This is a genomic window from Mesorhizobium shangrilense, from assembly GCF_040537815.1.
GTDB classification, from domain to species: domain Bacteria; phylum Pseudomonadota; class Alphaproteobacteria; order Rhizobiales; family Rhizobiaceae; genus Mesorhizobium; species Mesorhizobium shangrilense.
Genome location: NZ_JBEWSZ010000001.1, coordinates 3,360,645 through 3,378,831, shown reverse-complemented (window position 1 = coordinate 3,378,831; position 18,187 = coordinate 3,360,645). Strand labels below are relative to the sequence as shown.

Annotated in this window: 16 protein-coding genes; 6 read left to right on the top strand and 10 right to left on the bottom strand. The window is 62.1% G+C overall.

Features of this window, described 5'->3' with window-relative positions; all coding sequences use genetic code 11:
- Positions 1-7: 7 nt before the first annotated feature.
- From edd to zwf, 3 genes are all read right to left on the bottom strand, one after another.
- Positions 8-1,831 carry a phosphogluconate dehydratase gene (gene edd / locus ABVQ20_RS16545; protein ID WP_354460589.1) on the bottom strand — a complete coding sequence of 608 codons (1,824 nt, stop codon included), beginning with the start codon at positions 1,829-1,831 and terminating at the stop codon, positions 8-10.
- A gap of 73 nt (positions 1,832-1,904) precedes the next feature.
- Positions 1,905-2,621 carry a 6-phosphogluconolactonase gene (gene pgl, locus ABVQ20_RS16540; RefSeq protein ID WP_354460588.1) on the bottom strand — a complete coding sequence of 239 codons (717 nt, stop codon included), beginning with the start codon at positions 2,619-2,621 and terminating at the stop codon, positions 1,905-1,907.
- Positions 2,603-4,072 carry a glucose-6-phosphate dehydrogenase gene (zwf, locus tag ABVQ20_RS16535; RefSeq protein ID WP_354460587.1) on the bottom strand — a complete coding sequence of 490 codons (1,470 nt, stop codon included), beginning with the start codon at positions 4,070-4,072 and terminating at the stop codon, positions 2,603-2,605. The genes pgl and zwf overlap by 19 nt, the downstream gene beginning before the upstream one ends.
- Before the next feature lie 316 nt (positions 4,073-4,388).
- Here zwf and ABVQ20_RS16530 point away from each other — a divergent pair, with 316 nt between their 5' ends.
- Positions 4,389-5,135: an SDR family oxidoreductase gene (locus ABVQ20_RS16530; protein ID WP_354460586.1), complete on the top strand. Its 747-nt coding sequence runs from the start codon at positions 4,389-4,391 to the stop codon at positions 5,133-5,135.
- Positions 5,136-5,173: 38 nt separating this feature from the next.
- Here the strand turns inward: ABVQ20_RS16530 and ABVQ20_RS16525 are convergent, their stop codons facing one another.
- The 4 genes from ABVQ20_RS16525 to ABVQ20_RS16510 form a co-directional block, all read right to left on the bottom strand.
- On the bottom strand, positions 5,174-6,061 hold the full coding sequence (locus ABVQ20_RS16525; RefSeq protein ID WP_354460585.1) for an SH3 domain-containing protein: 888 nt from the start codon (positions 6,059-6,061) through the stop codon (positions 5,174-5,176).
- 190 nt (positions 6,062-6,251) lie between these two features.
- Positions 6,252-7,538 (bottom strand): NAD(P)/FAD-dependent oxidoreductase, encoded by a 1,287-nt coding sequence (locus ABVQ20_RS16520; protein WP_354460584.1) that lies wholly within the window; start codon positions 7,536-7,538, stop codon positions 6,252-6,254.
- A gap of 66 nt (positions 7,539-7,604) precedes the next feature.
- A complete protein-coding gene (locus ABVQ20_RS16515) occupies positions 7,605-7,973 on the bottom strand; it encodes a four helix bundle protein (RefSeq protein WP_354460583.1) in 369 nt (122 codons plus the stop codon).
- Between the two features lie 36 nt (positions 7,974-8,009).
- Positions 8,010-9,443, bottom strand: coding sequence for a glutamine synthetase family protein (locus ABVQ20_RS16510; protein WP_354460582.1), 1,434 nt, complete (start codon positions 9,441-9,443; stop codon positions 8,010-8,012).
- Between the two features lie 161 nt (positions 9,444-9,604).
- Here ABVQ20_RS16510 and ABVQ20_RS16505 point away from each other — a divergent pair, with 161 nt between their 5' ends.
- On the top strand, positions 9,605-10,315 hold the full coding sequence (locus ABVQ20_RS16505; protein WP_354460581.1) for an HAD family hydrolase: 711 nt from the start codon (positions 9,605-9,607) through the stop codon (positions 10,313-10,315).
- A gap of 35 nt (positions 10,316-10,350) precedes the next feature.
- Here the strand turns inward: ABVQ20_RS16505 and ABVQ20_RS16500 are convergent, their stop codons facing one another.
- The 3 genes from ABVQ20_RS16500 to aceA form a co-directional block, all read right to left on the bottom strand.
- A complete protein-coding gene (locus ABVQ20_RS16500) occupies positions 10,351-10,824 on the bottom strand; it encodes a response regulator (RefSeq protein ID WP_354460580.1) in 474 nt (157 codons plus the stop codon).
- 216 nt (positions 10,825-11,040) lie between these two features.
- Entirely contained in the window at positions 11,041-11,283 is a 243-nt protein-coding gene (locus tag ABVQ20_RS16495; RefSeq protein ID WP_227348935.1) for an SMc00767 family acetate metabolism repressor, read from the bottom strand.
- A gap of 56 nt (positions 11,284-11,339) precedes the next feature.
- The gene (gene aceA, locus ABVQ20_RS16490) at positions 11,340-12,629 is read right to left on the bottom strand and encodes an isocitrate lyase (protein WP_354460579.1); all 1,290 of its coding nucleotides are present in this window, start codon (positions 12,627-12,629) and stop codon (positions 11,340-11,342) included.
- Positions 12,630-12,867: 238 nt separating this feature from the next.
- Between aceA and ABVQ20_RS16485 the strand changes: the two genes are divergently transcribed.
- From ABVQ20_RS16485 to ABVQ20_RS16470, 4 genes are all read left to right on the top strand, one after another.
- Positions 12,868-14,310, top strand: a complete 1,443-nt coding sequence (locus tag ABVQ20_RS16485) for a helix-turn-helix domain-containing protein (RefSeq protein ID WP_354460578.1) — start codon at positions 12,868-12,870, stop codon at positions 14,308-14,310.
- Positions 14,311-14,463: 153 nt separating this feature from the next.
- Positions 14,464-15,417, top strand: a complete 954-nt coding sequence (locus ABVQ20_RS16480; protein WP_354460577.1) for a DMT family transporter — start codon at positions 14,464-14,466, stop codon at positions 15,415-15,417.
- Positions 15,418-15,758: 341 nt separating this feature from the next.
- Positions 15,759-16,856, top strand: a complete 1,098-nt coding sequence (locus ABVQ20_RS16475) for a polyamine ABC transporter substrate-binding protein (protein ID WP_354460576.1) — start codon at positions 15,759-15,761, stop codon at positions 16,854-16,856.
- A 185-nt stretch (positions 16,857-17,041) separates the two neighbouring features.
- The gene (locus ABVQ20_RS16470) at positions 17,042-18,181 is read left to right on the top strand and encodes an ABC transporter ATP-binding protein (protein ID WP_354460575.1); all 1,140 of its coding nucleotides are present in this window, start codon (positions 17,042-17,044) and stop codon (positions 18,179-18,181) included.
- The last annotated feature ends 6 nt before the right edge of the window (positions 18,182-18,187 follow it).

Sequence of the window (18,187 nt, the reverse complement as noted above, 5' to 3'; positions counted from 1 at the left end):
AATGCCGTCAGGCCGTGCCGAAGGCGCTGGCGCCATGATCGGCGCGGCCCACCAATTGCCGGAAGCCCGCGAACAATTCGCGCCCAAAACCGAACTCGTTGCCGATGAGGTCGACCTCGGCTGGCCGGCGCAAGGCGAAATCCCCGGCCGGCACCAGAACTTCCAGTGTTCCGACGTCGGCATCGAGCCTGACGATATCACCGTCATGGATCCTGGCGATCGGACCGTTCTCGACTGCCTCCGGCGTGACATGAATGGCCGCCGGCACCTTGCCCGAGGCGCCCGACATGCGCCCATCGGTCACCAGCGCCACATGCTGGCCGCGATCCTGCAGAATACCGAGCACGGTGGTCAGCTTGTGCAGTTCCGGCATGCCGTTGGCCTTTGGCCCCTGGAAGCGGATGACGGCAATGAAGTCGCCGGTGAGCAAGCCTGCCTTGAACGCATCGTTCAGTCCCTGCTGGCTGTCGAACACCTTTGCCGGCGCCTCGATGATGCGCCGCTCGGGCTTCACGGCGGACGTCTTGATGACGGCGTGGCCGAGATTGCCCGAGAGCACCTTCAGGCCGCCGGTTGCCTGGAACGCTTTGCTGAAGGGCGCCAGCACCTTTTCGTCGCCGCTCGCGCGCGGCGAGGCCTCGCGCACCACGCTGCCATCGTCGCCCAGTCTGGCTTCGACCGCATAAGGCCGCAGGCCTTCGCCCCACACCGTCTGCACATCTTCGTGCAGGACACCTTCGTCGAGCAGTTCGCGGATCAGGAAGCCCAGCCCGCCGGCGGCATGGAAATGGTTCACGTCGGCAAGGCCGTTCGGATAGACGCGCGCCAGCAGCGGCACCGCTTCAGAGAGGTCGGAAATATCCTGCCAGGTGATGGCAATGCCGGCCGCCGCCGCCATGGCGATCAGATGGATGGTGTGGTTGGTCGAGCCGCCGGTGGCGTGCAGGCCAACGACACCGTTGACGATCGAGCGTTCGTCGATCATCCGGCCTGCCGGTGTGTAAGCATTGCCGAGCGCGGTGATCGCCAGCGCCCGCTTGGTCGCTTCCCTGGTCAGCGCATCGCGCAGTGGCGTGCCGGGATTGACGAAGGAGGCGCCCGGGGTGTGCAGCCCCATGATCTCCATCAGCATCTGGTTGGAGTTCGCGGTGCCATAGAAGGTGCAGGTGCCCGGCCCGTGATAGGATTTGGACTCGGCCTCCAGCAACTCGGCCCGTCCGACCTTGCCTTCGGCATAGAGTTGACGAATCCTGGCCTTCTCGTCGTTGGGCAGGCCGGTGGTCATCGGTCCAGCCGGGATGAACACCGCCGGAAGGTGGCCGAAGGTCAGCGCCGCGATGACCAGCCCCGGCACGATCTTGTCGCAGACGCCGAGATAGACGGCCGCGTCGAACATGTTGTGCGACAGGCCGATCGCAGCGGCCATGGCGATCACGTCGCGCGAAAACAGCGAAAGCTCCATGCCCGGCTGGCCTTGCGTGACGCCGTCGCACATGGCGGGCACGCCGCCGGCCACCTGCGCGATGCCGCCGGCCTCCCGCGCCGCGTCCTTGATCAGCGCCGGATACGTCTCGAAAGGCTGATGCGCCGACAGCATGTCGTTGTAGGAGGTGATGATGCCGAGGTTCGGCACCTGGTCGCCGCCCAGCGCCACTTTCTCGGATGGGCTGCAGACCGCGAAGCCATGGGCCAAGTTACCGCAGGCCAGCACACCTCGGTTCGCCGAGCGGTTGGATGCTTCGGCGATGCGGCCGAGATAAGCCTCGCGGCCCGGCTTCGAGCGCTGGCGGATGCGCTCGGTGATGGCTTCGATGTCGCGTCTGGCGGTCATGGTGGTCGGTCCTTTCAGGCGAGGTCCCGGAAACATCCTCCCGCCGTTTGCCGGGACCACATTAAATCTCGAATCAGGGCGCCCAGAAAACCTCTACGGGCCTCGGTGCGGCGTCGAGCACGGTACGGATCGGCTTTCGCGGTCCGGGTGCAACCGCACCGTCGAAGGCGGTGCGCTTGTCCTCGCCCTCTATATGCAGCGCGATGAAACCGGCATCGATGATCCGCGCCAGCGACAGCGTCAGCCGCGGCTCCCCGGCGCTTGCCGCATGAACCGGCAGGACGATCCTGTCCGAGGACGGATCCAGCAAGACCGGCAGGTCATCGGCATCCGGAAAGAACGAGGCGGTATGGCCGTCGCCGCCCATGCCGAGGATGACGACGTCGAGCGGCCAGGGCAATGCTTGCAGCGCCGCATTGTCGGAAGCCGCCGCGTCCTCGATGCTTGTGGCCTCATGATAGAGCGGCACGAAACGTGCCGCCTTGGCGGCGTTCTGCAGCAGATTGGCGGCAACCAGCCCGGCGTTGGAGCGCGGCGATGAGGCCGGCACGAAACGCTCGTCGACCAGCGTGACAATCACCTTGTCCCAGGCGATCGGCGTGGTCGAAAGCACCGCAAAGAGCCTTGCCGGCGTGGTGCCGCCGGAGACGGCAAGCAGCGCCGTGCCGCGCTTGGCGATTGCCTTTGTCAGCTTGTCGGCGATCTGGTCGGCCAGCGCTGCGGCAAGTTCTTCGCGCCCGGAAAAGGCGTGCCAGTCGTAGGCGGCGCTGTTCAATTGCTCTCGTGCCATGTCCGCCCATCACGTTCGATCAGCGCTATCGAGGCCGATGGCCCCCATGTGCCTGCCGTATAGCCCTGCGCCTCCTGCCGGGCACTTTCCCAGGCATTCTGGATAGGGTCGATCCATTTCCAGGCGGCCTCGACCTCGTCGCGGCGCATGAACAGCGTCTGGTTGCCACGGATGACATCCATGATCAGCCGCTCGTAAGCGTCGGGCGCGCGGCCATCGAAGGATTGCGCGAAGCTCATGTCGAGGGGGATCTGGCGCAACCGCATGCCGCCCGGTCCCGGATCCTTGATCATGATGAACTGCTTGACGCCCTCGTCGGGCTGCAGGCGGATAACCAGCTGGTTGGCGAAGATCGGCCCGGCGGTGTCGCCGAAGATCGAGTGCGGGATCGGCTTGAACTCGATTGCGATTTCCGAAACCCGGGTCGCCAGCCGCTTGCCGGTCCTGAGGTAGAAGGGAACGCCGGCCCAGCGCCAGGTGCCGATCTCGGCCTTGATGGCGACGAAGGTCTCGGTGTCGCTGTCGTGGCCGAGTTCCTCGACATAGCCTTTTACCGGCCCGCCGGCCGAGGCGCCGGCGCGGTATTGTCCGCGCACGGTATGCTTCGGCGCCTCATTGCCGTTGATGCGCTTGAGAGCCCTCAACACCTTCAGCTTCTCGTCGCGCACGGCGTCGGCGTCCATCGACGACGGCGCCTCCATGGCGACGAGGCAGAGGAGCTGCAGCATGTGGTTCTGCACCATGTCGCGCAGCGCACCGGCCTTGTCGTAGTAGGTGACGCGATCCTCCAGGCCGACAGTCTCGGCCACGGTGATCTGCACATGGTCGATATGGGCGGAGTTCCAGAGCGGTTCGTAAAGTGCGTTGGCGAAGCGCAGCGCCATCAGGTTCTGGACCGTTTCCTTGCCGAGATAGTGGTCGATGCGGAATATCTGGCTTTCGTGGAAATCGTCGCCGACCAGATCGTTCAGCGCGCGCGCCGAAGCGAGGTCGCGGCCGATCGGCTTTTCCAGCACGATGCGCGAATTCGGCGTGATCAGCTTGTTTTCCTTGAGCTTGTGCGAAATGTCGCCGAACAACGATGGCGACACCGCCAGATAAAACGCGCGGATGCTGTCGCTGTCGCCGATCGCCTTTTTCAGTTCGTCGAAGCCCGCGCCGGTCGTCGCGTCCGCCGAGATGTAGGAAAGCCGGGCAAGGAAGGTCTTCAACTCCTTGGCGTCGATGTCGGCGGCCTTCACGTGGTCGGAAATCGCCTGCTTGGCGAAGGCCTGGAATTCCTCGTCGGTCATCTTCGAGCGCGATGTGCCGATGATACGCGTCGGTTCCGAAAACTGGTGGTCGCGCTGGCGATAGTAGAGCGAAGGCAGAAGCTTGCGTTCCGACAGATCGCCGGTGCCGCCGAAAATGATGAAGTCGAAAGGGTCGACGGGGATGATCTGGCTGGTCATGGTCTGTCCGCTTTGACGCCGGTCGCTGTGACGCGGCTGATATAATCTAATCGATTTAAATTTTCCAGTGCCATGGTGTCACATCCAGGACCAATCGCCGGGTATTGATTGGGTCCACATGTACCCTTGACACCGACGCTACCTGGAGGCTTGTCGGCAAGCGATGGGCTCCCGGAAGCTTTCGCAACCGCAGCATAGAACGCGAATGTGACGAAAGCTAAGGGAGAAATCGGCGCGCTGTCTGCCACCGCTTGAGCCACGGCGGTCGGCGGCTTCCTTTGCAAGTTACGGATGGATCTCAATGGGCGGGCAAATCATGCGTCTCGAAAACAAAGTCGCCATCATCACTGGCGCCGCCTCCGGCTTCGGCGAAGGCATGGCCAAGCGCTTTGCCGAAGAGGGCGCACGCGTGGTCGTCGCCGATCTCAATGCCAAGGGTGCGGAGCGCGTTGCCAGCGAGATCGGCGAAGCGGCGATCTGGACGCAGACCGATGTCTCGTTGCGGTCAGAATTCGACGAGATGATCTATGCCGCGAAAAGCGCCTTCGGCCGCATCGACATCATGGTCAACAATGCGGGTTACACGCATCGCAATGGCGACATGCTCAAGGTCGACGAGGAGACCTTCGACCTGATCACCGCGGTCAACATGAAGGCAATCTACCATGCGGCGCTGGCCGTCGTGCCGATCATGGAAAGGCAAGGTGGCGGCGTCATCCTGACCACGGCTTCCACCGCGGGTCTCAGGCCACGGCCCGGCCTCACCTGGTACAATGCATCGAAAGGCTGGGCGATCACCGCGACCAAATCGATGGCGGTCGAACTGGCGCCGAAGAACATCCGCGTCAATTGCCTTTGCCCGGTCGCTGGCGAAACCGGCATGCTGGAGAAATTCATGGGCGCCGATACGCCGGAAATCCGCGACAGATTCCGCGCATCGATCCCGCTCGGCCGGCTGTCGACACCGCTGGACATCGCCAATGCGGCACTCTGGCTTGCATCGGACGAAGCGGCGTTCATCACCGGCGTCGCGCTGGAGGTCGATGGCGGCCGGTGCATCTGAGCGGCCCAGGCGCTTTGGCCCCATTGCCCGGCGTCGCGTCAGGCGCCGGGTTTGATATAGCTCTTGTACACCCAGCCGTGCTTGCCGTTGTAGACGATTTCGCACCACTGCTTGCAACTCACCAACTGCACCGATGTCTTGGCCGGAACGGTCACGATGGCGGCAGCACTCGTCTTCGGGCCGCTTCGCATGGTGACTGGCCTCAGAATGCGTCCGCTGCTCTTCGCCGTGGCTTTTTGAGGCTTTTCCTTGATCTGGCTACCAGTATCCCCGGCGGCCGCAGGCTGTTGTGGTGGCACTCCGGGTTGCACTTCGGGAATGGCGGCGGTCTGCGCGCCATCGGCCGAGTCGCTGGCATCGGCATTGTCGGGCGCCGCGACCTTGGCAAGTTCCGTGGCGGCATCCGTTCCGGCCGCCGGTTCGGCGAATGCCGCGACGGAAGCTGGTTTGTCGGCGGCCTCTGCCGGTTTTGCAGTCTGGGCGGGCGGCGGTGCGGCGGTACTGGCTGCCGGCTTTGCGCCTGATCCCGTCCAGCGGGGATCATCGGAGGCGAGCGCCGTGACCACCACCGCTTTTGCGGCAACAGCTGGCGACACCTTGTCTGCTTTGCGATCCGCTTGCGGCTGTGCCGGCGATGCCATGGCCGCGACCGTGGTCGCGACAGGGATCGTCGCAACCTTGGTCGTCTTTACCGGAACGGTAGGCACGGTCTGCTCGGGATTGGCAATCGCCTGCCGCTCATTGGCCGGCAACGCCAGCCATAGCGCCACGGCCGCGACGCCGAGAAGCGCCGCGGTGCCGGCCGCTGCGATCACGAGATGCGAGTTCGACTGAAGTCCCTGCCAGAACGAGGGCCGCGTATCATAGCCGAATTGCATGGCAAAGCGCCGCTGTTCCGGCGCGCCGAAACCAAAGGGCTCTTTCACTCTTGCCACCTCCATATGAGGGCCGACGTTCTTTCGATCAAATGCCGGAACTCCGGTATCCGATCGGCGTCGGTCCCAAAATCAAAAGCGGGCAGGCCCGCAGAATTCCCCGTTGATCACCCACGGCTGGCATCATTTGCCGCCGATTGTGGCATCAGTGCGCCCTTGTTAAGAATTTTGCAATGTATCGCTAAATCCTGTCCCTCAAGGCAAACCAGTTCAGAGCCAGGAAAAGCAGCGGTGCACGGAAGCGACGACCGCCGGGGAAGGGCGGTATATTCAAATCCTCGATCATCTTCAGTCTATCCCGGTTCCCGGCAACCGTCTCGGCGTAGAGCTTGCCGAAGAAATTCGACAGCATCACGCCATGTCCCGAATAGCCGCCGGCCGAGATGACATTGGGCATCACTTCGCGCACGAACGGCTTCCTCGGCATGGTGATGCCGACATAACCGCCCCAGCCATGCGTGATCTCCACATCCTTCAACGCGGGATAAAGCTCGGCGATCTGGCGGCGGATATGGATGTGGATATCCTTGGGGTCATTGACCGCGTAGACCTCACGCCCGCCAAACAGCAGCCGCCCATCCGTCGATTTGCGGAAGTAGCGTACCACGAAGCGGGAATCATCGACTGATTCGCCGCCAGGCAGCACCTTGGAATCAGCGCCCAGCGGCACGGTCGCGCCGATGAAGGAACCGATCGGCATGATGTGCGCCGCACTCACCGGTTCGAGCGTGCCGCCATAGGCATTGACCGCGACTAGGCATTTGTCGGCGGTGATCGTGCCCTTGGGCGTTGTGACCTTCACCTTGCCGCCGCTCGAGGCGATGCCGGTCGATGGTGTCTGCTCGAACAGCCCAGCGCCTGCTTGCGCTGCCACCCGCGCGGTGCCGATGAGCAGTTTCAACGGGTGGATGTGGCCGGTGCCGGCGTCGCGCGTGCCGCCAAAATATCGTGTCGAGCCCAGTCGTTCCGCCGTCTCCGCGGCGTCCATGAAGGAGATATGCTGGTAACCGAAGCGGTCGGCCATGATCTCGGCATGCGCCTTGTAGTCGTCGACATAGCGCGGCTTGTGCGCCACCGACAGCTGGCCCGGCATGTAGTCGATATCGATCTGGTTGGCGGCGGCGAATTCCAGGAGGTGGGTTTTCGCCTCTTCCGCGAGGTCGAACAATGCCTTGGCGCGGGAGAAGCCGTACTCCGCCTCCATTTCCTCGGCCCAGGCGCGCTGGCCGGTGCCAAGCTGGCCACCATTGCGCCCGGATGCGCCATCGCCGAAGCGGTACGCTTCGATCAGCACGACATCGGTGCCGGCCTTGGCGAGATGGGCAGCCGCCGACAACCCGGTGAAGCCGCCACCGATGATGACGACGTCGCACGTCCGGTCGCCGTCGAGTGCGGGGTATTCCGGTCGAGGCCCGGCCGTGTCCTCATACCAGGAGCGGCCGGGGGAGATCGGGGATTGGTAGGGCATGTGAAGTCCTGGGCTGGGCAGTAGGGCAGTAGGGCAGTAGGGCAGTAGGGCAGTAGGGCAGTAGGGTTAGAGCGTCGAGAGCTTGCGGATAAGAAGCCGCAACAGCTTCCCCACACTCTCGCTGCTTGTCATCAACGCCTCGACCGTTTCGGCAGAAGCGATCCCAACCCGCTGAGCGACAAGGAGGTGTGTCTCCAACTCCTTTAGGGATCCTTGGGCAATCCTGAGAAATTGCTGGTAGGTAGCTCGGCTCTCTCGGCTGTAACCTTCGGCAATGTTGGCCGGTACGGAAGTTGCTGCCCGGCGAACCTGCCCGGTCAACCCATAGAGTTCATCCTTCGGCCACGACTTTGTCGCCTCATAGATCGAAACCGCCAGATCCATCGCTTGCTGCCAGACGATCAGCTCTCTGTATGAGTCGATCTTGGTCGCCATCCCCCTACTGCCTTACTGCCCTATTCCCTTATTCCCCTAAACGTTCAGCAGCAGATATTCCCGCTCCCACGGGCTGATCACTTCCATGAACGTCTCGAACTCCGCCCGCTTGATCGCCGCATAGGTGGCGGCAAAGGATTTGCCGAGCAGCGCGCAGAGTTCTTGATCGCCTTCGAACAGGTCGACCGCTTCGAGCAGCCCGCGCGGCAGGTCGATCTCGGCGGCATTGGCGGTGGTCAGGACGGGCGGCTCGGCCTTGATCTTGTTGGTGATGCCGATGAGCCCGCAGGCGAGCGAGCCAGCCAGCGCCAGATAGGGATTGGCATCGGAAGACGGAACGCGGTTTTCGACACGCCGCGCCGCCGGGTCGGAACGCGGAACGCGGAACGCCGTGGTGCGGTTGTCATAGCCCCACTTGTTGTTGACCGGGGCGGAAGCCGCCTGGGTCAGCCGGCGGTAGGAATTGACGTAGGGCGCGAACATCACCAGCGCGTTGGGCACATGCTTCTGCATGCCGCCGATGAAATGGAAGAAGTCGTCGGTTTCCGAGCCGTCCTCGCCCGAGAAAATGTTCTTGCCGGTCTTCTTGTCGATGATCGACTGGTGGATGTGCATGGCGGAGCCGGGTTGTCCCTGGATCGGCTTGGCCATGAAGGTCGCATAGATCTCATGCTTCAGCGCGGCCTCACGGATCGTGCGCTTGAACATGAACACCTGGTCGGCAAGTTCGATCGGGTCGCCATGGCGCAAGTTGATCTCGAGCTGGCCGGCGCCTTCCTCGTGGATCAGCGTATCGATCTCCAGGCCCTGGCTCTCGGAGAAATGGTAGATATCGTCGATAAGCTCGTCGAACTCGTTGACGCCGGCGATCGAATAGCCGGCGCCGCCGCCGATCGCCCGTCCCGAACGTCCGACCGGCGGGGTCAGCGGATAGTCAGGGTCGGGATTCTTGCGGACGAGGTAGAATTCGATCTCGGGCGCCACGACGGGTTTCAGGCCGAGCTTGTCATAGGCGGCCACCACGCGCTTCAACACGTTGCGCGGCGTGAACTCGACCGAACGTCCGTCCTGATGGACGAGATCGCAGATGACCGCCGCCGTCGGATCCTCTTCCCATGGCACCACGGTCAGCGTCGAAAGATCCGGCATCAGCTTGAGATCGCCGTCGTCCTCCGGATAGTGGAAGCCGTTGCCGTCTTCCGGGTAGCCACCGGAGATCGTCGTCATGAACACCGCCGAAGGCAACGCCAGCGAGGTATTGGAGGTGAATTTCTTCGACGGCATCATCTTGCCGCGCGCGACACCAGCCTGGTCAGGCGTAATACACTCGATGTCCTCGATCCCGCGCCATTCCAGCCACTCGCTGACCTCTTTCCAGTTCTTCACGCCACGTTGGTTTTTCACGAAGGCAGGCGTGCGGGCACGTCCTCCGCGGCTCGACGGACGGACTTCCTTTTTTGCAGGCGGCATCAATCACCAGGTTTGGTTTCGGATGCCCGAGTATAGCCGTGCCCTGCGACCGAAGGGAAGGGGAGCCCGGTCGCCTTTACCGACATGATTGAAAATTGCTCCAGGCAGCTTAGTTTGACTTCCCAAATATCAATCGCCCAAACCTTAAGCTCAGTGACCGAATGCAGCACAATCGCAACCTCACCACGATCGGCTTCGATGCCGATGATACGCTCTGGCAGAACGAACAGTTCTTCCGCATGACCGAAAAGCGATTTGTCGGGATGCTCGCGGACCACGGCGAAGAAACGGATATCTCGGCGCGATTGCTGGATGCCGAGAAGCGCAACCTTGCCGTCTATGGCTTCGGCATCAAGGGATTTACGCTGTCGATGATCGAGACGGCGATCGAGGTCACCGGAGGTCGCGTTCCGGCTGCGGTCATCGCTGACATTCTTGCCGCGGGCCGGGAGATGCTCGGCCACCCGATCGAGGCGCTGCCGCATGCGCGGGAAACGGTAGAAAAGCTTGCAGGCGCCTATCACCTGGTGCTGATCACCAAGGGCGATCTTTTCGATCAGGAGCGAAAACTGGCCCAGTCCGGTCTGGGAGATCTGTTCGATGCTGTGGAGATCGTCAGCGACAAGAGCGCCGCCACCTATGCCCGCATCTTCAGCCGTCATGGCGACGGTCCAGGGAAAAGCATGATGGTTGGAAATTCACTCAAGTCCGACGTGGTGCCCGCCATTGAGGCCGGTGGTTGGGGTATTCATGTGCCGCATGAACTGACCTGGGTGCTGGAGCATGTGGAGCCGCCTGTGGGCGCATCTCGTTTCCGCCAGATAGCTGATCTCGGGCAGCTGCCTGGCCTGATCGAGAGCATCGCCGAATAGGCTGAGCCTGCTCCGCTCAGCCTATTTCGCGTTTATCAGCCAACTTCCGGGTTGCGCCCGAGTTCGATCAGCCGATCGATCACCGGTTGCAGCCGCTCGGTTGTGATCGGCTTGGCGACCACGACATCAACGACGCTCGACAGGCCCAGGCTTTCCGGCGTGCCGTTCTTGGTGGAAAGCAGTATCACGGGAGGGCGTGATCTCCCCGAGGCTCGACGCAGCGCCTCAATGCCTGACAGCAGGCCATCGCAGTCCCTGTTGTCGGGGCCACCATCAAGGACAACGGCGCCTGGAATAAGGGATCGCAAGGTTTTTGCCGCCGTTTCAGGCGATTCGGAGATCGGCTTCAGTCCGGATCGCTCCACGATCTTTGAAACCACCACGCGGTTGATGGGAGATTTCCCCACAACCAGCACCTGGGACAGTTCCGCGGATATCTCCTTGTCCGTTTTCGGGGACACCAGATTCAGGTGTCTTGCAGTCTCGTTCTCGCGATTCACTGGGCACATGGGCGGGCGGGCCGTTCGCTCTATTTCAATGCAGAGTTGAAATTTGAGGGACTAATGGCGTGAGATCGCGGCCCAAGTCAAGTTGAAATGAAGCGTATCAAAAAAGTTGTTGGAGCCGGTAAGATTTGTAGTGCCTCTGTACTGTTGTGTCTGCAAAAATAAAAATCACCTGCGCAGACACTGCGCAGGTGATTGTTCAATCAAGGGGCTTCTCGCTCAGTCGTGGCGCTGCTGCGTGACGATCACCGGTATCAGCAGATCGCCCCAATTGCCGTCACCGCCATGATGCCTTGCGGAGCGCACAAGTTCCACCGAGACGCCCGCCTCGACCGCCTTCATCACGGACTGGTTGAGTCTGTGCAGGTCGTTCGCCAGCATGCGGATCGTTGCTTGCTGGTCGACGCTCATGGTGGTCGCTTGTTCTTCCGCCCGTTCCTTGACGCGGCTGATCGATGCCATTGGTCTTCTCCCTGTCTGTCCATGCCCCTTCGGGCGTTTCCTCTGTCTATGTCCAGCTATTCCGCTGCCGGCTTGAACTGGGCGTGCTCGGTCGATTCATGCATGGCGGTGGTCGAAGACCGGCCGCCGGTGATCGCCATCGACACCGCGTCGAAATAGCCGGTGCCGACCTCGCGCTGGTGCTTGGTGGCGGTGTAGCCGTGGGCTTCTGCCGCGAATTCTGCCTCCTGCAACTCGGAATAGGCAGACATCTGCCGTGCCTTGTAGCCACGGGCGAGCTCGAACATGCCGAAGTTGAGCTGGTGGAACCCGGCCAGCGTGATGAACTGGAACTTGTAGCCCATCGCCCCCAGTTCCCGCTGGAACTTGGCGATCGTCGCGTCGTCCAGGTTCTTCTTCCAGTTGAACGAGGGCGAGCAATTGTAGGCAAGCAGCTTGCCCGGATGGTGCTTGCGCACGCCCTCGGCGAATTTCTTGGCCTGCGCCAGATCGGGCTTGGAAGTCTCGCACCAGATCAGGTCGGCGTGGGGCGCATAGGCAATAGCACGCGCGATGCACGGCTCGATGCCGTTCCTGACCTGGTAGAAGCCCTCGACCGTGCGTCCCGCGTCATAGTCGACGAAGGGCTGGTCGCGCTCGTCGATGTCCGAGGTCAGCAGTTTTGCTGCTTCCGCATCGGTGCGTGCCACCACCAGCGTCGGCGTGCCCATCACATCCGCCGCAAGCCGCGCTGCGTTGAGGTTGCGGATGTGGGCAGCGGTCGGGATCAGCACCTTGCCTCCGAGATGGCCGCACTTCTTCTCCGACGCCAGCTGGTCCTCGTAGTGGACGCCGGCCGCACCTGCCTCGATGAAGGCCTTCATGATCTCGAAGGCGTTGAGCGGCCCGCCGAAGCCAGCTTCCGCATCGGCCACGATCGGTGCGAACCATGTGTCGACCGACAGGCCCTTGCCTTCCGACGTCTCGATCTGGTCGGCGCGCTGTAGCGTGCGGTTGATGCGCTTGACCAGTTCGGGCGCGGCGTTGGCCGGATAGAGAGACTGGTCGGGATACATGGCCGAGGCGGTGTTGGCGTCGGCAGCGACCTGCCATCCCGACAGATAGATCGCCTTCAGCCCGGCGCGGACCTGCTGCATCGCCTGATTGCCGGACATGGCGCCGAGAGCGTTGACGAAATCTTCCTCGTGGATGAGTTGCCACAACCGGTTCGCGCCCATCTCGGCGAGGCTCTGGCGGATCTGCACCGAACCGCGCAGCCGCTTTACATCCTCCGGCGAATAGGGCCGTTCGATGCCGTCGAAGCGGCCTTCCGGTGCCGAGGGGACAAGGTTGTAAAAATCAGTCATTGGTCACTCCGAAGATTCTGCGATCTGCCTCAGGCTGCAGTCAAATGTGCTGCCTTTGTGTGACTGAGTTTACATTGCAGCGCGAAATGGGCCAGAGAAAACCAGGAATCTCGCGGAAAATAAGAGAAAACCTGTGTTGTGTTTGACAGGTGAAGGCTGTAAATTTGTCATACTTGTAAAAGATGCTGTCACGGGTATCATGCGCGGATGTCTGTAAATTCCTGTCAAGGACGATCCGATGGCTGACCAGAAGATCTTTGCCGGTCCGCGGATACGTCGCGTTCGCAACGCCAAGGGGCTGACTCAGACGGCGATGGCCGAGGGGCTTGGCATTTCGCCGTCCTATCTCAACCTGATCGAGCGCAACCAGCGGCCGCTGACGGTCCAGCTGATCCTGAAGCTGGCGTCCGTCTACAAGGTCGATCCTCACGAACTGCAGGGTGAGGCGAGGGGATCGATCGCGGCGCTGAAAGAGGTATTCACAGATCCGCTGCTGGTCGGCGAACTGCCTGGTGATCAGGAACTGATCGAGATTGCCGAGGCAGCGCCCAATGCGTCGGCCGCCGTGATAAAGCTGTTCCGCGCCTATCGCGAGCAGGCGGAACGCCTTTCCGATCTCAATGAACTCCTGGCCCGCGAGGGCAGGGCGACCGCACTTTCGGGCGCCCGGTTGCCGATTGACGAGGTGCATGAGGTCTTTCAGCGTCGTCCCAACCATTTTGCGGCTCTCGAGGAAGAGGCCCAGGCATTCACGTCGGTTCTCGATCCCGGCGACGATCTGTTCGGCGCCTTGAAAGCCTGGCTGAAGCGTGAATATGGCATTGTGGTCAAGGTGCTGCCGGTCGCCACCATGCCCAACTGGCGACGACGCTACGACCGCCATTCGCAGCGCCTTTTTCTGTCCGAGCGCCTGTCGCCATTCGATCAATTGCGCGAGGTCGCGATGGAGGCTTGCCTGATCCGCATGACGGTTGCGGTCGCCGGCGAGATCCAGGCGCTCAAGCTGAGCACCGATGAGGCCCGTCGTCTGGCCCGTTTCGAACTCGGCCGCTACGCCGCTCACGCGCTGATGATGCCATACCAGGCCTTCCATGCGGCGGCCACGCGTGCGCGTTACGATGTCGACGTGCTGCGCTCGCGCTTCGGCGTATCCTTCGAACAGGCGGCAAACAGGCTGACGATGTTGCAGCGCTCCGGCGCTTCCGCGGTGCCGTTCTTCATGCTCGAGGTCGACAATGCCGGCAACCGCTTTCGCAAGGCCGGCAGCCAGGGATTCCCGCAAGGCCGTTTCGGCGGCGGTTGCCCGAAACTCCCCGTTCATGCCGCTTTCACGCAGCCTGGCCAGATCTTCGTCGAGGCGGTGGAAATGCCGGATGGCGCGGAGTTCCTCTGCATTGCCCGTACGCTCGAAGGGCCGCAAGGCTCGTTCTCGGAGCGTCCGCGCCGCACGGCGCTGCTGTTGGGTTGCGACATCGGTTTTCGCGACGAGATCGTCTATGGCGCGGCACTTCCCGGTGCCGCTGGCGCGGCAAAGGCGGGAGCTGTCATGGCCACACCAGTTGGGCCGGCCTGCAGGTTGTGCGAACGCATCGGTTGCCTGGCGCGGGCCGAACCGCCCGTGACGCGCCCGCTTGGCCTCGACGAGATGGTCACCGGTCTGAGCGCATTCGACTTTCAATAAGATTGCGACCCACAATAAGCGCGGTGGCCTTTGCCACAACCATCGCATTTACCTGGATCACGCCCGGTCGACGACTTTGGGCTACGCGAATAGGGCAGGTTTTTGTCGTCCGTTGCGCATCGTTCCATCTCTAGAACCTCGACAGTGGCGCCCATGACCGACGCAGCGTCTTCGCCGATTGCCGTTTTGCCGATCGTTTCCCGGCGCGAAGAGTGCGCCGGCTTCCTGCTGGTGTTCCTGTCAGCGCTGATGTGGAGCTTTGGCGGTACCTTCGCCCGTTTCATCCACGCCGATGACAGCTGGACCGTGGTCTTCTGGCGTTCGGTCTGGGCTGCCGCCTTTCTTGTCTGTTTCATGGTCTGGCGCGATGGCTTGCGCGGTACCCTGAAGCTGTTCCGCGACATGGGTCTGCCCGGCATTGCTGTGGCGTCCTGCTTTGCCATCGCATCGACCTGCTTTGTCGTGGCGCTGTCCTACACCACCGTTGCCAACATCCTGCTGATGCAGGCCGGCGTGCCGCTGCTGGCGGCGCTGTTTGCCTGGGCGCTGTTTCGCGAAAAAGTGTCCGTGGCGACCTGGGTGGCGATTGCCGCCGTCATTGCCGGCGTCGCCATCATGGTGTCGGAATCCCTTGACGGCGCCGTGTCTCCCATCGGCGACGGGCTGGCGCTGCTCATTGCCGTCATGTTCTCGATCGCCACCGTCATCACGCGGCGCTTTGCCCATGTGCGCATGACGCCGGCCACCTGTCTTGGCACGGTACTGGCCGCCGCCTTCGCGGCGTCGCAGGCGTCGACTTTTGCCGTTTCCGGCCACGACATGGGCTTTCTGTTTGCCTTCGGCGTAGTCAATCTCGGCCTCGGCCTTGCGTTCTTCGCCACCGGCGCCAGGCTGATCCCCGCGGCTATAGCCGCGTTGCTCGGCACCTTCGAGCCGATCCTTGGCCCGATATGGGTCTGGCTCATTCATTCCGAGGTGCCGTCGGTGCGCACCATCATCGGTGGCGCGGTCGTGGTCACGGCACTGCTTGTTCATATCGGATTGGAATTCAAGCGTCAGACGCGACCCGTGCGGCCTGGTGTCAGCGGCCTGCCTTCTCCTAATTGATGCGGCCCACGGCTTTGCCATTGACAATGTCGCTGTCGGGCGGGCAGGCTGAGATTACGGCAACAACAAGACAGGCGTATCTTGCCAAGTCTCCCCGCTGGCCCGTTTGAGACCGGATCACATCGTTGTATTTCTGTCCGCGCAGTAGCGAAAGCCTCTGACGGCAACGGAACGCCATCCAACCCACGACATAGAGCCCTCGCCGAACCTGCGTTGGACTGCCACAATACTGGCAGTTCGCGCTTGTCGCCCCCGGGAAAGCTCAATAGTCTGAAACAAAATGCCGGCAGCGCACTTGCTGCGCCAAGCCGGCGACGGAACACTCACCAAAGGAGAACAGCATGATCCGCAAAGCGCTCTGGCTTTCGGCAACCTCGGCATTCCTGGCGCTTTTCACGCCGGGCAGTCACGCGGAGGATCGCGTGGTCAATGTCTACAATTGGTCGGACTACATCGACCCGACGATCATCGACGACTTCACCAAGAAGACCGGCGTCAAGGTCGTCTACGACACCTTCGATTCCAACGAGATCCTGGAGACCAAACTGCTCGCCGGCGGCAGCGGCTACGACGTCGTCGTACCGTCAGCCAATTTCCTTGCGCGCCAGATCCAGGCCAAGGTCTTCCAGAAGCTCGACAAGTCGAAGCTGCCGAACATTTCCAACATGTGGGACGTCATCACGGACCGGACCGGCAAATACGATCCCGGCAACGAGTATTCCGTGAACTACATGTGGGGCACGGTTGGCATCGGCTACAACATCAAGAAGGTGCAGGCCGCGCTCGGCACCGACAAGATCGACAGCTGGGACGTATTCTTCAATCCGGAGAAGCTGGCCAAGGTGAAGGACTGCGGCGTCTATGTGCTGGATTCGCCAGCCGACATCATCCCGGCGGCGCTGAAATATCTCGGTCTCGATCCGAACAGCACTTCGCCCGACGATATCGCCAAGGCCGAAGAGGCCATGCTGAAGATCCGGCCCTACATCCGCAAATTCCACTCTTCCGAATACATCAACGCGCTCGCCAACGGCGATATCTGTCTGGCGGTTGGCTGGTCGGGTGACGTGTTCCAGGCCCGCAACCGCGCGGTCGACGCCAAGCAGGGTGTGGAGATCGGCTATTCGGTGCCCAAGGAAGGCGCACAGATGTGGTTCGACCAGATGGCGATCCCTGCCGACGCGCCGCATGTCGCCGAGGCGCTTGAATTCATCAACTACATGATGACGCCGGAAGTGATCGCGAAATCATCGAATGTCGTGCTTTATGCCAATGGCAACAAGGCTTCGCAGCAGTTCGTCGACAAGGCGCTGCTGGACGATCCGTCGGTCTATCCCGACGCGGAGACGGTAAAGAAGCTCTATACCGTTGCGCCCTATGATCCCAAGACCCAGCGCGTCATCACGCGCAGCTGGACCAAGATCGTCACCGGCCAATAACATCCTCGAACAGGTCCCGGCAGCCAGCTGCCGGGACCTGGCATCGTCAGGGCGTGGGACCGAAAATGGGGACCGGTTTTCCGAAAGGAATCGTGCCCAAAACCAGACAGCTACAAAACAAGACAGCTACAGGTCGGTTCAACCACGTTGAAACGGACTTGGGGCAAGCAGAGACGGAGTGGGACATGAAATCGCTTGGCAGCATCCGCAGGGATTTTGCGCCGTGGACCGACCCCAATGCCAAGCCGTACATTCAATTCGACAAGGTCACCAAGAAATTCGGTGATTTCACCGCCGTCAACAATCTGTCGCTGACCATATTCGAGCGCGAGTTCTTCGCGCTGCTCGGCGCTTCCGGCTGCGGGAAATCGACGCTGCTGCGGATGCTCGCCGGTTTCGAGGAGCCGACCGCCGGCCGCATCCTGCTCGACGGCCAGGATTTGCGCGGCATTCCGCCATACCGGCGGCCGGTCAACATGATGTTCCAGTCCTACGCCCTGTTCCCGCATATGACGGTCGAGAACAACATCGCCTTCGGCCTCAAGCAGGACGGCATGCCGAAGCCCGAAATCGCGGCGCGCGTCGCCGAGATGCTGAAGCTGGTCAAGCTGGAGCAGTTCGCCAAGCGCAAGCCTCACCAGCTGTCCGGCGGCCAGCGCCAGCGCGTGGCGCTGGCACGCTCGGTCGCCAAGCGGCCGAAAGTGCTGCTGCTCGACGAGCCGCTTGGCGCCCTGGACAAGAAGCTGCGCGAGGAGACGCAGTTCGAACTGATGGACATGCAGCAGACGCTGGGGCTGACATTCGTCGTCGTCACCCACGACCAGGAAGAGGCCATGACCATGGCTGACCGCATCGCCATCCTCGAAAAGGGCGAGGTGATGCAGGTCGCGACACCGGCGGAAGTCTACGAGGCGCCCAGCTCCCGCTTTGTCGCCGGGTTCGTCGGCAATGTGAATATGTTCGAGGGCAAGATCGCGCGCGGCGAGAGCGGCGCGGCCAGCATCGACGCCGGCAACGGCATCACGATCCGCACGGAAAATGCCGGCAATGCCGCCCCCGGAGCATCGGTTACCTTCGCCATCAGGCCGGAGAAGATCAAGGTTTCATCAAAGAAGCCTGCCGAGACCGTCAACGCCATCGAGGGCGAGGTGTATGACATTGCCTATCTCGGCGACATGACCGTCTATCACGTCAAGCTGGACGACGGGCAGGTTGTGCGCGCCAGCACCATGAACGCATCCCGCGTCACCGAGGATCCGCTGAACTGGAGCGACCGGGCCTGGGTTTCCTTCCGGCCGGACGCCGGCGTCGTGCTGACACGGTAGGGGCGG

What these genes read in the sequence shown, in the direction of transcription:
- edd (WP_354460589.1), bottom strand. Translation starts at nt 1,831, where the DNA reads ATGACCGCCAGACGCGACATCGAAGCCATCACCGAGCGCATCCGCCAG.
- pgl (WP_354460588.1), bottom strand. Translation starts at nt 2,621, where the DNA reads ATGGCACGAGAGCAATTGAACAGCGCCGCCTACGACTGGCACGCCTTT.
- zwf (WP_354460587.1), bottom strand. Translation starts at nt 4,072, where the DNA reads ATGACCAGCCAGATCATCCCCGTCGACCCTTTCGACTTCATCATTTTC.
- ABVQ20_RS16530 (WP_354460586.1), top strand. Translation starts at nt 4,389, where the DNA reads ATGCGTCTCGAAAACAAAGTCGCCATCATCACTGGCGCCGCCTCCGGC.
- ABVQ20_RS16520 (WP_354460584.1), bottom strand. Translation starts at nt 7,538, where the DNA reads ATGCCCTACCAATCCCCGATCTCCCCCGGCCGCTCCTGGTATGAGGAC.
- ABVQ20_RS16515 (WP_354460583.1), bottom strand. Translation starts at nt 7,973, where the DNA reads ATGGCGACCAAGATCGACTCATACAGAGAGCTGATCGTCTGGCAGCAA.
- ABVQ20_RS16510 (WP_354460582.1), bottom strand. Translation starts at nt 9,443, where the DNA reads ATGCCGCCTGCAAAAAAGGAAGTCCGTCCGTCGAGCCGCGGAGGACGT.
- ABVQ20_RS16505 (WP_354460581.1), top strand. Translation starts at nt 9,605, where the DNA reads ATGCAGCACAATCGCAACCTCACCACGATCGGCTTCGATGCCGATGAT.
- ABVQ20_RS16500 (WP_354460580.1), bottom strand. Translation starts at nt 10,824, where the DNA reads ATGTGCCCAGTGAATCGCGAGAACGAGACTGCAAGACACCTGAATCTG.
- ABVQ20_RS16495 (WP_227348935.1), bottom strand. Translation starts at nt 11,283, where the DNA reads ATGGCATCGATCAGCCGCGTCAAGGAACGGGCGGAAGAACAAGCGACC.
- aceA (WP_354460579.1), bottom strand. Translation starts at nt 12,629, where the DNA reads ATGACTGATTTTTACAACCTTGTCCCCTCGGCACCGGAAGGCCGCTTC.
- ABVQ20_RS16485 (WP_354460578.1), top strand. Translation starts at nt 12,868, where the DNA reads ATGGCTGACCAGAAGATCTTTGCCGGTCCGCGGATACGTCGCGTTCGC.
- ABVQ20_RS16480 (WP_354460577.1), top strand. Translation starts at nt 14,464, where the DNA reads ATGACCGACGCAGCGTCTTCGCCGATTGCCGTTTTGCCGATCGTTTCC.
- ABVQ20_RS16475 (WP_354460576.1), top strand. Translation starts at nt 15,759, where the DNA reads ATGATCCGCAAAGCGCTCTGGCTTTCGGCAACCTCGGCATTCCTGGCG.
- ABVQ20_RS16470 (WP_354460575.1), top strand. Translation starts at nt 17,042, where the DNA reads ATGAAATCGCTTGGCAGCATCCGCAGGGATTTTGCGCCGTGGACCGAC.